Origin of the sequence: Mesorhizobium sp. M7A.F.Ca.MR.148.00.0.0, assembly GCF_003997735.1 — a bacterium.
In the GTDB taxonomy this organism is placed as follows: Bacteria; Pseudomonadota; Alphaproteobacteria; order Rhizobiales; family Rhizobiaceae; genus Mesorhizobium.
The window spans coordinates 1-15,039 of sequence record NZ_RZTB01000066.1 but is presented as its reverse complement, the minus strand read 5'-3'; the positions used below and the strand labels follow the sequence as shown (position 1 = coordinate 15,039).

Annotated in this window: 13 protein-coding genes; 9 read left to right on the top strand and 4 right to left on the bottom strand. The window is 63.0% G+C overall.

The window, feature by feature from the left end; genetic code table 11:
- The 4 genes from EOB49_RS37815 to uraH all read right to left on the bottom strand — a co-directional run.
- Positions 1–340: XdhC family protein (locus EOB49_RS37815; RefSeq protein WP_281060562.1), on the bottom strand; the 340-nt coding region annotated here is incomplete at its 3' end.
- A 73-nt stretch (positions 341–413) separates the two neighbouring features.
- Entirely contained in the window at positions 414–2,774 is a 2,361-nt protein-coding gene (xdhB, locus tag EOB49_RS21740) for a xanthine dehydrogenase molybdopterin binding subunit (protein WP_127382205.1), read from the bottom strand.
- Positions 2,774–4,255, bottom strand: a complete 1,482-nt coding sequence (xdhA, locus tag EOB49_RS21735) for a xanthine dehydrogenase small subunit (RefSeq protein WP_127382192.1) — start codon at positions 4,253–4,255, stop codon at positions 2,774–2,776. Before xdhA ends, xdhB begins: the two co-directional genes overlap by 1 nt.
- Positions 4,256–4,258: 3 nt before the next feature.
- Entirely contained in the window at positions 4,259–4,633 is a 375-nt protein-coding gene (gene uraH, locus EOB49_RS21730) for a hydroxyisourate hydrolase (RefSeq protein WP_127321370.1), read from the bottom strand.
- Positions 4,634–4,835: 202 nt separating this feature from the next.
- Between uraH and puuE the strand changes: the two genes are divergently transcribed.
- The 9 genes from puuE to EOB49_RS21685 form a co-directional block, all read left to right on the top strand.
- Positions 4,836–6,254, top strand: a complete 1,419-nt coding sequence (puuE, locus tag EOB49_RS21725; protein ID WP_127382191.1) for an allantoinase PuuE — start codon at positions 4,836–4,838, stop codon at positions 6,252–6,254.
- 10 nt (positions 6,255–6,264) lie between these two features.
- Entirely contained in the window at positions 6,265–7,128 is an 864-nt protein-coding gene (locus EOB49_RS21720; protein WP_127382190.1) for a bifunctional allantoicase/(S)-ureidoglycine aminohydrolase, read from the top strand.
- Positions 7,125–7,616, top strand: a complete 492-nt coding sequence (locus EOB49_RS21715) for an ureidoglycolate lyase (RefSeq protein WP_127382189.1) — start codon at positions 7,125–7,127, stop codon at positions 7,614–7,616. The genes EOB49_RS21720 and EOB49_RS21715 overlap by 4 nt, the downstream gene beginning before the upstream one ends.
- A 66-nt stretch (positions 7,617–7,682) precedes the next feature.
- Positions 7,683–8,276: a nucleoside deaminase gene (locus EOB49_RS21710; RefSeq protein ID WP_127382188.1), complete on the top strand. Its 594-nt coding sequence runs from the start codon at positions 7,683–7,685 to the stop codon at positions 8,274–8,276.
- Positions 8,277–8,358: 82 nt separating this feature from the next.
- The gene (locus EOB49_RS21705; protein WP_127382187.1) at positions 8,359–10,344 is read left to right on the top strand and encodes a CocE/NonD family hydrolase; all 1,986 of its coding nucleotides are present in this window, start codon (positions 8,359–8,361) and stop codon (positions 10,342–10,344) included.
- A gap of 154 nt (positions 10,345–10,498) precedes the next feature.
- The gene (locus EOB49_RS21700; protein WP_127382186.1) at positions 10,499–12,085 is read left to right on the top strand and encodes an ABC transporter substrate-binding protein; all 1,587 of its coding nucleotides are present in this window, start codon (positions 10,499–10,501) and stop codon (positions 12,083–12,085) included.
- 16 nt (positions 12,086–12,101) lie between these two features.
- On the top strand, positions 12,102–13,061 hold the full coding sequence (locus EOB49_RS21695) for an ABC transporter permease (protein ID WP_127289704.1): 960 nt from the start codon (positions 12,102–12,104) through the stop codon (positions 13,059–13,061).
- A gap of 9 nt (positions 13,062–13,070) precedes the next feature.
- Positions 13,071–13,895 (top strand): ABC transporter permease, encoded by an 825-nt coding sequence (locus EOB49_RS21690; protein ID WP_127268157.1) that lies wholly within the window; start codon positions 13,071–13,073, stop codon positions 13,893–13,895.
- The coding region (locus tag EOB49_RS21685) for an ABC transporter ATP-binding protein (RefSeq protein WP_164781758.1) at positions 13,895–15,039 on the top strand (1,145 nt) is incomplete at its 3' end. The genes EOB49_RS21690 and EOB49_RS21685, both read left to right, overlap by 1 nt.

Below are 15,039 nucleotides of genomic sequence, written 5' to 3'. Positions count from 1 at the left end.
GGGTTCCCCTCCCCCTCGAGGGGAGGGTGGCGGCGAAGCTGCCGGGTGGGGTCGGATCGACCGGGCTCAACGCCCTGGCGGTGCCTTCTAATAGGACCCCCTCTGTCGGCTTCGCCGACATCTCCCCCTCAAGGGGGGAGAAGAGCATCTGCCTCGCCTTGTCGATTGCCATGTATTCGAGCTGACCGCCGCCGATCGTGCCAAAGATCGCCGCCCGCGAGACGAGCATAAATGCGCCCTTCTCGCGTGGCGTCGAACCTTTTGTGCCAGCCACTTCGACCAGGGCAATCCGGTCGGCGCTGGCGAGAAAGGCTTTCAGGCTTTGCACTTTCGAGTTCATGGTTCGCATTCCCGTGCGGGAAATATAGGTTTTTTCGGCCCGGATTGCACGCATTGCCGACCCTGGGCCGGATTCAGGCGCCGGCCTCTTTCTTCAGTCGCTCAATCGCCATCAGCACCTGCTCCGGCGTTGCCGGCGCATCGAGGCGCGGACAGACCTTGTTGTCGGCGACGCTGGCCACCGCATCCGACAGGGCGTGCAGCACCGACATGCCTAGCGGAAACGGCGGCTCGCCGACCGCCTTGGAGCGGTGGATGGTCGGCTCGCCCGCTTCCGGCCAGTCGGCCAAGGTGACGTTGAAGATCTTCGGGCGGTCGGAGGCGAGCGGAATCTTGTAGGTCGACGGCGCATGCGTGCGCAGCCGGCCCTTGGCGTCCCACCACAGTTCTTCCGTCGTCAGCCAGCCCATGCCCTGGATGAAGCCGCCCTCGATCTGGCCGATGTCGATGGCTCGGTTCAGCGAGCGCCCGCAGTCATGGAGAATATCGGTACGCTCGACCATGTATTCTCCGGTCAGCGTGTCGACCGAGACTTCCGAACACGAGGCGCCATAAGCGAAATAATAGAAGGGGCGGCCCTCGCCCTTGTCGCGGTTCCAGTGGATTTTCGGCGTCTTGTAGAAACCGGCCGCCGACAGCTGGATGCGCGCCATATAGGCCTGCTTGACGAGGTCGGCGAAGGCAATTTCCTGGTTGCCAATGCGCACCCGGTTGGGCAGGAACAGCACCTGATCGCGCGGCACCTGGTATTTTTCGGCGGCGAAATCGATCAACCGATCCTTGATCTGGCGAGCGCCGTTCTGCGCCGCCATGCCGTTGAGGTCGGAGCCGGACGACGCTGCCGTGGCGGAAGTGTTGGGCACCTTGCCGGTCGTGGTCGCGGTGATCTTGACCTGGTCGAGGTCGATCTGGAACTCTTCCGCCACCACCTGCGCCACCTTGACGTAGAGGCCCTGCCCCATCTCGGTGCCGCCATGGTTCAGATGCACCGAACCGTCGGTGTAGACATGCACCAGCGCGCCGGCCTGGTTGTAGTGGGTGGCGGTGAACGAGATGCCGAACTTGACCGGTGTCAGCGCCAGGCCGCGCTTGATGAAACGGCTGTTGGCGTTGAAGGCCGATATCTCACGCCGCCGCCGCGCATAGCTGGCGCTTTCCTCCAACTCGGCGACGATGCGCTGGATGATGTTGTCCTCGACCGTCTGGTGGTAGGGCGTGATGTTGCGGCCCCCCTCGCTATCACCACTGGTGCCGTAGAAATTCTTTTTGCGGATTTCGAGTGGATCCTTGCCGACGGCAAAGGCCACCTCGTCGATGACGCGCTCGGCGCCGACCATGCCTTGCGGGCCACCGAAACCCCGAAACGCGGTGTTCGACACGGTGTTGGTGTAGAGCGGCGCCGACTGGGCATGCACCGCTGGCCAGAAATAAGTGTTGTCGCAGTGGAACAGCGCGCGATCGGTCACCGGGCCGGAAAGGTCCGACGAAAAACCGCAGCGCGCCGCGAACATGAAATCGACGCCGAGGATATTGCCCTCGTCATCGAAGCCGACTTCGTAGTCGACGAGGAAATCATGACGCTTGCCGGTGGCGATCATGTCGTCATCGCGGTCAGGCCGGATTTTCACGGCGCGATGGTGTTTCTTCGCGGCGATCGCGGCCAATGCGGCAAACTGGTTGCCCTGCGTCTCCTTGCCGCCGAAGCCGCCGCCCATGCGGCGGATTTCCACCGTGATGGCGTTGCTCGGCACGCCGAGCGCGTGGCTGACCATATGCTGGACTTCGCTCGGATGCTGGGTCGAGGAATAGATGGTGACGTCCTGGTCCTCGCCGGGCACTGCCATGGCGATATGGCCTTCAAGGTAGAAGTGTTCCTGGCCACCGATGCGCATTTTTCCTTTTAGCCGGCGCGGCGCCTGACGGATCGCTGTAGCGGCATCGCCGCGCTTCAGCGTGAGAGGCGGCGTGACGAGCTTGTCCTTCTTCGGGTCAAGCGCGCCGATGTCGGTGACGAAGGGCAATTCCCTGTATTCGACCTTGGCCAGTCGCGTCGCGCGACGCGCCTGCTCGCGCGTCTCGGCAATGACGCAGAAGATTGGCTGGCCGTAGAATTGCACCTTGCCGTCGGCCAGCACCGGCTCGTCGTGACGGCCAGTCGGCGAAATATCGTTCTCGCCCGGCACGTCACTGGCCGTCAGCACGTCGACAACGCCGGGCGCTGTACGCACCGCCGAGAGATCCATGCTGGCGATCGTGGCATGCGTGGCGGTGGAAAGCCCGAGGCAGCCATGCAGCGTGCCGGCCGGTTCCGGCATGTCGTCGATATAGACGGCAGTGCCGCTGACGTGCTTGTGGGCGGAGTCGTGACGCTGATCGGTGGCAACGCCGCCGGCGATCTTTTCAGCCTTGAGGTTGGGGGCAGCGTGCTTGTTCATCATGCCGCCTCGTGCCTTGAAACCTGGATCGGCTCCCTGGTGCCGCTGGTCTCGGCGAAGAAGCGCAGCAACAGGTTCTTTGCCGCTAGCGCCCGGTATTCGGCCGAGGCTCGCATGTCGGTCAGAGGGGTGAAATCCCTTGCATATTCGCCCATCGCCGCTTCAACCGTCTGTTCGGTCCACGGCTTGCCGAGCAGCGCTTTTTCGACAGAAGACGCCCGCTTCGGCGTCGCCGCCATGCCGCCATAGGCGATGCGCACCTCCGCGACCGTGCCATCGCTGGCCAGCGTCAAGAAGAAGGCGCCGAGGGTTGCGGTAATGTCCTCATCGCGGCGCTTGGTGATTTTGTGGACCGCGAATTTTGTGCCCTTGGCGGGAACAGGAACGTGCACCGCCTCCACGAATTCGCCCGGCTGCCGGTCCTGCTTGCCATAGGCGATGAAGAAATCCTCCAGCGCGATCGTGCGCTGCTTCTTGCCACGGCGCAGCGTCAGTTGCGCGCCGAGCGCTATCAAGGGCGGCGGCGTGTCGCCGATCGGCGAGCCGTTGGCGATGTTGCCGCCGATGGTGCCCATGTTGCGCACCTGTTCGCCGCCGATGCGGTCGAACAGCGGCCCCATCGCCGGGATGCGCTTCGCCAACGTCGCGAAGGCGTCAGTGTAGGTGACGCCGGCGCCGATCGAAATGACGCCCTTGTCTTCCGAGATGGTGCAAAGTCCGTCGAGATTGCCTATGAAAATGGCCGGCGAAATATCGCGCATATGCTTGGTCACCCATAGGCCGACATCGGTCGAGCCGGCAACGATGGTGGCGCCGGGTTCCTTGTCCAGCACGGCGGCGAAATCGTCGACATCGGCCGGCACGACCAGCCACGCCTTGGCCGAACCGATCTCGACCCGGGCGCCGTCATGCAGGGCCTCGAGCCTCTCGGTGATCGCCTTGCGCTCCGCGGCCAGCGGATCCTCCGCCGCCTTACCGTAGCTGGAAATGGCATGCGCCGCGCGGATAATCGCCTCGTAGCCGGTGCAGCGGCAGAGATTGCCTTGCAAGGCCTTTTCGATATCCGCGTTCGACGGATTCGATGACTTCATCCACAGGCCATAGAGCGACATGACGAAGCCCGGCGTGCAGAAGCCGCATTGCGAGCCGTGGAAATCGACCATCGCCTGCTGCACCGGATGCAGTTGGCCTGATACGCCGCGCAGATGCTCGACGGTCACGACATGGGTGGCGTCCAACGAGCCGAGGAAACGGATGCAGGCATTGACGCTTTCATAGACCAGCCCGCCGGCCGAGAGCTTGCCGACCAACACGGTGCAGGCGCCGCAATCACCCTCGGCGCAGCCTTCCTTGGTGCCGCGCAGCGACCGCTCTAGCCGCAGCCAGTCGAGCAGGGTCGCGTCTGACGCCACCGACGAAAGCGCGACGTCCCTGCCGTTGAGGATGAAGCGGATTTCTTTGCGGATACTGATTTTGGCCATGCCTCAGCTCCCCCTGTATGTCGAGTAGCCGTAAGGCGAGACCAGCAGTGGCACATGATAGTGCACGGGCTCGGCCATGCCGAAGCGGATCGGTATCACATCGAGAAAGGCCGGTTTCGGCAGGCTCAACCCCTGCTGGCGCAAATAGTCGCCGGCGGCGAAGACCAGTTCGTATTCGCCGGTGCGGAACTCCGCGCCGGCGAGCAGCGGCTTGTCGCAACGGCCGTCGGCATTGGTGACAACGGTCTTCAAATGTGTCCGTGCCTTGCCGTCGAGGTGATAAAGCGCGATCGACAGTCCCGCCGCCGGTTTGCCGGTCGCCGTGTCGAGGACATGGGTCGTCAGACGCCCGCCATCGGCATTCGACGTTTCTGCCATTGGCCGCCTCCATTTCCGGTACGAGCGAATTGGCCCGGTACGATCAAGTATCAACAGTGAATTGTGCGCCAATTAAAGGCGATGCATAAGTCCCGGTCGAGCGGAGTGCGACAAAAACACTTTCAAAAATTTTCGGGGGAATGCGAGAAGCGCCCTTTCGATATCCTGATCATACTTCGGGCCGTGCCCGGCGGGAGGGACGATGCGTTACAGCAGAGACATGCGCGGCTATGGAGCCAATCCGCCGGACCCGAAATGGCCTGGCGGGGCACATGTCGCCGTGCAGTTCGTCGTCAACTACGAGGAAGGCGGCGAGAACTGCGTGCTGCATGGCGACAAGGCGTCTGAAGCCTTCCTGTCGGAAATCGTCGGCGCGGCACCCTGGGTGGGCCAGCGTCACTGGAACATGGAATCCATCTACGAATACGGTGCCCGCGCCGGCTTCTGGCGGCTGCTGCGGCTGTTCACCGAGTCGCAAGTGCCGATCACCTGCTACGGCGTCGCCACCGCACTCGCCCGTTCGCCGGATCAGGTGGCGGCCATGCAGGAAGCCGGCTGGGAGATCGCCTCGCACGGGCTGAGATGGATCGACTACCGCGACCACAGCGCCGAAGATGAGCGCCGCGACCTCAAGGCGGCGATCAAGCTGCACTACGAAGTGACCGGCGTGCGCCCGACCGGCTGGTATACGGGTCGCACATCGATCAACACAGTGCGGATTGTGGCGGAAGAAGGTGGTTTCGACTATGTGTCGGACACCTATGACGACGAGCTGCCCTACTGGTTCGAGCATGAGGGCGGCGCGCAGCTCATCATTCCCTATACGCTCGACGCCAACGACATGCGCTTCGCCACGCCGCAAGGTTTCAATTCGGGCGACCAGTTCTTTGCCTATTTGAAGGACAGCTTCGACACGCTCTATGCCGAGGGCAAGGCCGGCCGGCCACGCATGATGAACATTGGCCTGCATTGCCGCCTCGTCGGGCGGCCGGGCCGGGTGGCGGCGCTGAAGCGCTTCGTCGATTATGTGAAGTCGCACGACAAGGTCTGGCTGGCGAGGCGCATCGACATCGCCAGGCACTGGCAAGAGGTCAATCCTTATCAACCGCCGGCGCTCCGCCCATCGAAGATGGAATTCGAGACCTTCGTCCACACGTTCGGCGGCGTGTTCGAGCATTCGCCCTGGATCGCCGAACGCGCCTATGAACTGGAACTGGGCCCGGCGCATGACACCTCAGGCGGTCTGCACAATGCGCTTTGCCGCATCTTCCGCTCCGCCAGCGAAACCGAGCGGCTTTCGGTGCTCAACGCCCATCCCGACCTTGCCGGCAAGCTGGCCAAGGCCAAACGGCTGACGGCGGAATCGACCAGGGAACAGGCCTCGGCCGGCCTCGACGCTCTGACCGACAAGGAGCGCGAACTGTTTTCCAAGCTCAACGCCGCCTACGTCACCACCTTCGGCTTCCCCTTCATCATCGCGGTGAAGGGCAAGACGAAGGAGGAAATCCTGGCGGAGTTCGAGGCGCGCATCGGCAACAGCCGCGGCGTCGAGTTCGAGACCGCCTGCAAACAGGTCGAGCGCATCGCGCTGCTCCGCCTCAAGGACATGCTTCCGCAATAGGTTTGAACCCATGGATACGATCAGAATGCCCGAGCGAACCTATTACGCACCACATGGCGGCCTCCCCGGCCAGAGCGAGCTTCTGACCGGTCGCGCCGTCTTCGCCGAGGCCTATGCCGTCATTCCTAGGGGTGTGATGCAGGATATCGTCACCAGTGCCTTGCCGTTCTGGGACGAGACCCGCGTCTGGATATTGTCGCGACCGCTGTCGGGTTTTGCCGAGACGTTCTCGCAATACATAGTCGAGGTTGCGCCAGGCGGCGGCAGCGACCGGCCGGAACCCGATGCCGGTGCCGAAGGCGCGCTGTTCGTGGTCGAAGGCGAGCTGACGGTTCTGCTTGAGGGCAAAAAGCATAGTTTAAGGCCCGGCGGCTTTGCCTTCCTGCCGCCGGCCAGCGGCTGGAAGGTTCGCAACGAAGGCAAAGCCGATGTTCGCTTCCACTGGATTCGCAAGGCTTACGAGGCGGTCGACGGTCTCGATGTGCCGGAGGCCTTCTTCGCCAACGAACAGGAGATCGCGCCGACGCCGATGCCCGGCACCGAGGGCCGCTGGGCGACGACGCGTTTCGTCGATCCAGCCGATTTGCGCCACGACATGCACATGACCATCGTCACGCTTGAACCGGGTGCGGTCATTCCCTTCGCCGAGACCCATGTCATGGAGCACGGGCTCTATGTGCTGGAAGGCAAGGCGGTCTATCGCCTCAACCAGGACTGGGTCGAGGTCGAGGCCGGCGACTATATGTGGCTGCGCGCCTTCTGTCCGCAGGCCTGCTATGCCGGCGGCCCGGGCAAATTCCGTTATCTGCTCTACAAGGACGTGAACCGGCACGCCAAGCTCGGCGGCGTCGGTGTCGCTGGGCGGACGCCGTGACGCGGATCATCGCGCGGCCACTGACCCGCGAGAGCTTTGCTCCGTTCGGCGACGTCATCGATATGGGCGGCGACAACCACTACCCGATCAATGGCGGCCGCGCGGAACGCTATCACGATCTGGCGACCGCCGAGGCGATCGGACCGAATGCCCGCGTGCTAATCTCGATGGTGCGCGGCACGCCTTACGAACTGCCGCTGAAGCTGAGCATGGTCGAGCGCCACCCCTTCGGCAGCCAGGCCTTCATCCCGCTGTCGCCGCGTCCATTCCTGGTCGTCGTCTGCGATGACGGCGAGCAAGGGCCTGATGAGCCGCATGCCTTCATCACCGCACCCGGCCAAGGCATCAATTACCGGCGCAATCTCTGGCATGGCGTGCTGACGCCGCTCGGCGAGCCTCAGGATTTCCTGATCGTCGACCGTGGCGGCGACGGCTCCAATCTCGAAGAGTTCCATTTCCCGCACACCTACGAGATCCATCTCCCTTAATTTTTTGTGCGTATCGTTACCCCAAACCCGGGGGAATTTTGGCGACATGCGGCAGGAGACCCCCTGATGACGGATATTTCGCTGATCGACCGCCTGCTCGACGTTGTCGAGCACGACATCGTCCCGAAGACGGCCGACGGCGTCACCCATGGCAACAAGCTGTTCGGCGCCGCGATCCTGCGCAAGGACGACCGGTCGCTGGTGCTGGCCGAAACCAACAACGAGATGGAAAACCCGCTCTGGCACGGCGAGGTGCACTGCCTGAAGCGCTTCTACGAAATGCCCAGGGCTGAACGCGTCGATACGAAAGACGCCATCTTCATCGCCACGCACGAACCCTGCTCGCTGTGCCTGTCGGCGATCACCTGGACCGGCTTCGACAATTTCTACTATCTGTTCAGCCACGAGGATTCGCGCGACAGCTTTGCCATCCCGCACGACCTGAAAATCCTGAAAGAGGTCTTCACCCTCGATCCCGGCGACTACAATGCCGAGAATGCCTACTGGAAGAGCTTTTCCATACGTCGGTTGGTGCGAGCTTTGCCCGAAGCCGAGCGGCAACGGCTGGAAACACGTATCGGCGCGATTTCGGCGCGCTACGATGAGTTGTCCGGCGTCTATCAGGCGAATAAGGACGATAACGACATTCCGCTGAATTGACGCGGATTGACCAGCCGAATTCGTTGGCTGGCCCACGACGCGATCCCACCGGCTCCATCATCTGGCGATCCTGGAGCATGCCATGAAAACCGTCACCGAATTTCCCCGCAAGGTCATCGAGTTTCCGGACATGGGGATCGTCATGCCGGATGGCTGCCGGCTCTCGGCGCGGGTGTGGATGCCGGAAGATGCCGGCGACGATCCGGTGCCGGCGATCCTGGAGCATCTGCCTTACCGCAAGCGCGACGGCACCATCTTTCGCGATCAGCTGACGCATCCCTATTTCGCCGGCCACGGCTATGCCTCGATCCGCGTCGACATGCGCGGCAATGGCGATTCCGAAGGGCTGATGGACGACGAGTATTCCGAGCAGGAATTGCAGGACGCCTGCGACGTCATCGCCTGGGCGGCAAGCCAGCCCTGGTGCAACGGCAATGTCGGCATGATGGGCATTTCCTGGGGCGGCTTCAACTGCCTGCAGGTGGCGGCCAAGCAGCCGCCGGCGCTGAAAGCCGTGATCAGCCTATGCTCGACCGTCGACCGCTATGCCGACGACATCCACTACAAGGGCGGCTGCCTGCTGATCGAGAACTTCGGCTGGGCCTCGACCATGCTGTCCTACTCGTCGCGGCCACCGGACCCGCTGCTGGCCGGCGACAACAGATGGCGCGATCTGTGGCTGACCCGTCTGGAGAACCAATCCTTCCTGGCGCCGCTGTGGCTGAAACACCAGCACCGTGATGCCTACTGGAAGCGCGGCTCGATCTGCGAGGATTTCTCCGCCGTCAAAGCCGCGGTGCTGTCGATCGGCGGCTGGCATGACGGCTACCGCAACACGGTCTCGCATCTGGCCAGCAACATCGAAGCCCCGGTCAAGGGCATTATCGGGCCATGGATCCACAAATACCCGCACTACGCAGGACCAAAACCCGCCATCGGCTTCCTGCAGGAGGCTCTGCGCTGGTGGGACCGCTGGCTGAAGGGTGTCGACACCGGTGTCGAGTCCGACCCGGCCTACCGCGCCTATGTCATGGACAGCGTGCGCCCAGCGCGCTGGCACCCCGAGCGGCCTGGCCGCTGGGTGGCGGAGCAAGAATGGCCATCGTCCAACATCAAGACGCAGACGGTCGATCTGATCCCCGCAACGGAAAAACCCGCCATCGTGGCCTCGCCGCAAAGCTGCGGCCTGGCCGGCGGCGAGTATTTTCCTTTCACCTTCGGCCCCGAACTGCCTGGCGATCAGCGCCCCGACGATGCCCTGTCGGCGTGTTTCGACCAGCCGGAACTCAGCGAGCCGATCGACATCGTCGGCGCCCCGGAGGTCGAGCTGCAGCTATCCTCTGATCGTCCGCAGGCCAACATCGCGGTCCGGCTTTGCGATGTGCATCCCGACGGCGCCTCGGAGTTGATCTCCTATGGCGTACTCAATCTGACGCACCGCAATTCGCACGAATTTCCGGAGGCGCTGGTGCCGGGTGAAACCGTGTCTGCGCGCGTAGTGCTCGATCAAAGCGCCTACCGCGTGCCTGCCGGCCACCACCTGCGCGTTGCCGTTTCGAACGCCTATTGGCCTGCCATCTGGCCGTCGCCGGAGCCGGTTCGGCTGACCTTGTCGGCGGCGACGCTCCGCTTGCCGCTGCGGCCGCTGGCGACAGACGACGAAGCGGCGTTCGCCGAGCCGGAAGGTGCCACTCCCTGGGCAACGGAGACGATCCGCGCCAGCAATTCCGAGCGCCATATCGATCGTGACGAAAAGACGGGAATCGTGACGCTTTCCATCGTTGATGATTTCGGCGAGGTGCGCGATCTCGCTCATGGCCTGGCCAATGGCAGCATCGCCCGCGAGACCTGGACGATCCACCCCGATGATCCGCTGTCGGCCTCGGGGAAGACGCACTGGACGCAGACCCTGTCGCGAAACGGATGGTCGGTACGCACCGAAACGACAGCCGAAATGCGGTCGGACGCGCAAAACTTCATCGTCAGCGCCAGAATCGAGGCCTATGAGGACGAAACACTCGTCTTCGAGCGCAATTTCGAGGAGAAGGTGCCGCGCGCGCTTCTTTGAGCACCGAGTTCATTGGTCCAATTGCGACGTACGATTTACGCCACGGCATGTCGCATTCGGTCTTGCTTACCGCTTTCCCTTGCGGTCATTATTCTCCTCACAAGAAATAAGAAAAACGACCGCAGAGTCGAACCAACAGAGTGAGGAACTCAAAATGTCGAACGAACTGGAATTTCTTAGCCGGCGTGTCGCGTCGGGCAAACTGAGCCGTCGTGATTTTCTCGGCCGGGCGGCGGCGCTCGGTATCTCCGCGCCCTTCGCCAACTCGCTGCTTTCAAGCGCTGCACGCGCGGCAGGTCCGGTCAAGGGCGGTACACTGAAAGCCGGACTTGTCGGCGGCGAGTCCACCAATAGCCTTGATCCGGCACTGTTCATGACTCAGGTGCCGTTCGCCTTCGGCAAGATGTGGGGCGAATTGATCGTCGAGCTTTCGCCGGAAGGCAAGCTCGAGAACCGCATCGCCGAGGAGATCGGCTCGTCGGACGACGCCAAGGTGTGGACGCTGAAGATCCGCGACGGCGTCGAATTCCACAACGGCAAGACGGTGACCGCCGAGGATGTGGCCGCCACACTTGAGCGCCATTCCGACGAGAAGTCGAAATCCGGCGCGCTCGGCTACATGAAGGGCATCGAGACCATCAAGGCCAGCGGCAAGGAAGTCGTGCTGACCCTGAAGGAAGCCAATGCCGATCTGCCCTATTTGCTCAGCGACTATCACCTGATCGTCCAACCGAATGGCGGCAAGGACAAGGCCGACGCAGGCATCTCGGCCGGTCCTTACAAGGTCACGACCAATGAGCCCGGCGTGCGCCATGGCGGCGAGCGTTTCGCCAATTACTGGCAGGGCGACAAGATGGGCCACGCCGACCAGATCGAGATCATCGTCATCAACGATGCGACGGCGCGCACGGCCGCCCTGCAGGGCGGCCAGGTCAATATGATCAACCGCGTCGAGCCAAAGATCGTCGATCTGATCAAGCGCCTGCCGGGCGTCACCATCCGCAACCACGCGGGTCCCGGCCACTACGTGTTCATCATGCATTGCAACACGGCGCCGTTCGACAACGCCGATTTGCGCATGGCACTGAAGCTGGCCATCGACCGCGAGGAAATGCTGGACAAGATCCTGCGCGGCTACGGCTCGCTCGGCAACGACTTCCCGATCAATACGTCCTATCCGCTGTTTACCGAGATCGAGCAGCGCAAGTACGATCCCGACAAGGCCAAGTTCCACTTCAAGAAGTCGGGCCATGATGGCGCCGTCCTGCTGCGCACCTCGGACGTCGCTTTCCCGGGCGCCGTCGATGCTTCCCAGCTCTTCCAGCAGAGCGCTGCCAAGGCCGGCATCAAGATCGAGCTCAAGCGTGAGCCCGGCGACGGCTATTGGAACGAGGTCTGGAACAAGCAGCCCTTCTGCGCTTCCTACTGGGGTGGCCGCTCGACCCAGGACCAGATGTACTCCACCGCTTATCTGTCGACCGCCGACTGGAACGACACGCGTTTCAAGCGCCCGGACTTCGACAAAATGGTGCTGGCCGCGCGCGCCGAACTCGACGAGACCAAGCGCAAGCAGATGTACCATGACATGGCTGTCCTGGTACGAGACGAGGGCGGCCTGATCCTGCCGATGTTCAACCAGTTCATCGACGCTACCGGCGCCAAGGTCGGCGGCTGGGTCGATGATCCGCATCAGGAGCTGATGAACGGCTACGCGCTGGCGAAGTGCTGGCTCGAAGCCTGAGCTTGGCCTTGCGGACATGTCCTCACCCATCTTGAAACTGGTGGCCCAGCGCGTTGCGCTGGGCATTCTCCTCTTGTTGGCCGTTTCGGTCCTGATCTTCGCTGGCACCCAGATCCTGCCCGGCGATGTCGCGCAAGCCATTCTCGGACAATCGGCGACACCGGAGTCGCTCGCCAATCTGCGCGAGCAGCTCGGCCTCAACGATCCGGCCTATATCAGGTATTTCCGCTGGCTCGGCGGTGTGCTGACCGGCGATCTCGGCACGGCCATGTCGAGCGGGCAGGATATCGCCACGTCGATCAAGGGACGGCTGTGGAACACGCTGTTTCTCGCCTTCTGGGCGGCGATCGTCGCCGTGCCGCTGGCGATCATTCTCGGCCTGATCGCGGTGCGCTACCGCAATGGCTGGGTCGACAAGCTGATCTCCGGGCTGGCGCTGGCCTCGACCTCCTTTCCCGAGTTCTTCATCGGCTATGTGCTGGTCTATTTCTTCGCCGTGAAATGGCAAATCTTCCCGGGCATCTCGACCGTCTATGACGGCATGCCTTTTGGCGAGCGCATGCAGGCGATCGCTCTGCCGGCGGCCGCGCTGACGCTGGTCGTGCTCGCCCACATGATGCGCATGACACGCGCGGCGATCCTCAATGTCATGCAGTCGGCCTATGTCGAGACGGCGGAACTGAAGGGCCTGTCGGCCTTCAACGTCATCCGCAAGCACGCCTTCCCCAATGCCATCGCGCCGATCATCAACGTCGTCATGCTCAACCTCGCCTACCTGATCGTCGGCGTCGTCGTGGTCGAGGTGATTTTCGTCTATCCGGGCATGGGGCAGTATCTGGTCGACCACGTCACCAAACGCGACGTGCCGGTGGTGCAGGCGGTCGGCCTGATCTTCGCCGCCGTTTATATCAGCCTGAATATCATTGCGGACATAGCGGCGATCGTCGCCAATCCGCGTCTCAGACATCCGAAATAGGGGGCGGATATGCTCGATATCAAACGCATCCCCCTCCCCGCGCTGATCGGGATCGTGCTGACGGCATTGTTCGTGCTGGCGGCGATCTTCGCCCCCTGGATCGCGCCGCACGGCAATGGCGAAATCGTCGGCGACGTCTGGGAACCGATGTCGGCTGCCCATTTGCTGGGCACCGACAATCTCGGCCGCGATCTTCTGTCTCGCATGATCTACGGCGCCCGCATCACTTTGTTCATCGCGGTGCTGGCCACCGCACTGTCATTCTCGCTCGGCGCCATCCTCGGCTTCTCGGCTGCCGTCTTCGGCGGCTGGTTCGACACGCTGCTGTCGCGCCTCGTCGATCTCTTGATGTCGATCCCGACGCTGATCATGGGTCTCGTCGTGCTGTCAGTGCTGCCGACCAATCTGGTGACGCTGATCCTGGTGATGGGCATTCTGGATTCGACCCGCGTCTATCGCCTGTCGCGCGCGGTCGCCGTCGACATCAACGTCATGGACTATGTCGAGGCGGCGAAACTGCGTGGTGAGGGCAGCGGCTGGATCATCTTCCGCGAGATCCTTCCCAACGCATTGTCGCCGCTGGTTTCGGAACTCGGCCTACGCTTCATCTATGCCGTGCTGTTCCTGTCGACGCTGTCGTTCCTCGGCCTTGGCGTGCAGCCACCGGACGCCGACTGGGGCGGCATGGTCAAGGAAAACAAGGATGGCATCGTCTTCGGCATCGCGGCCGCGCTTATCCCGGCGGCGGCGATCGCCCTGTTGGCGATTTCCGTCAACCTGGTTGCCGACTGGGTGCTCAACCGGACGACCAGCCTCAAGGGAGGACGCGGGTGATGGCCGACACCAAAGCGAAATCAGGCCTGCTGCTCGACATCCGCAACCTGCGCATCGAAGCCACCGTCTTCCCGCCCGGCGAGCCGCCAAAGAACATCGTGCTGGTGCACGATGTCTCGCTGACGCTTGAAAAAGGCAAGGTGCTCGGCCTGATCGGCGAGTCCGGCGCCGGCAAGTCGACCATCGGCCTGTCGTCGATGGGCTATGGCCGCGGCGGCGTGCGCATCACCGGCGGCGAGGTGATCCTGAACGGCCGCGACATCCTCAAGGGCGGCAGGGACGGCTTCCGCAAATTACGCGGCCGCGAGGTCTGCTATGTCGCGCAATCGGCGGCAGCCGCCTTCAACCCGGCGCACCGGCTGATGGACCAGGTGGTGGAAGCCACGCTGCTGCACGGTACGGCAACGCGGGCCGAGGCCGAGAAGCGCGCGGTTGCGCTGTTCAAGAAGCTCAGCCTGCCGAACCCTGAAACCATCGGCGAGCGCTTTCCGCACCAGGTTTCGGGTGGCCAGTTGCAGCGCGTGATGACGGCGATGGCGCTGTGCTCCGAGCCGGACCTGATCGTCTTCGACGAGCCGACAACGGCGCTCGACGTGACGACGCAGATCGACGTGCTGGCGGCGATCAAGGATGCCATCCGCGACACCCATGTCGCTGCGCTCTACATCACCCACGACCTTGCCGTCGTCGCCCAGGTCTCAGACGAGATCATGGTGCTGCGCCATGGAAGGCTGGTCGAATGGGGCGGCACAAGGCAGATCATCAAGGAGCCGCGCCAGGAATACACCAATGCGCTGGTCTCGGTGCATGAGATCGAGCATCAGGAGCAGAAACCCGGCACGTCGCCATTCCTGTCGGTGAAGAACGTCACCGCCGCCTATGGCCGCAGCGACATCAAGGTGCTGAAGAACGTCTCGGTCGACATCTATCCGGGTCAGACGCTGGCCGTGGTCGGCGAGTCCGGCTCCGGCAAGTCGACGCTGGCACGCGCCATCACTGGCCTGCTGCCGCCCGAACAGGGCACCGTCACCTTCGACGGACGTCCGCTGGCCAACAGGCTGGCCGACCGGCCGAAGGAGGATTTGCGCCAGTTGCAGATGATCTACCAGATGGCCGACGTGGCGATGAACCCGCGCCAGACCGT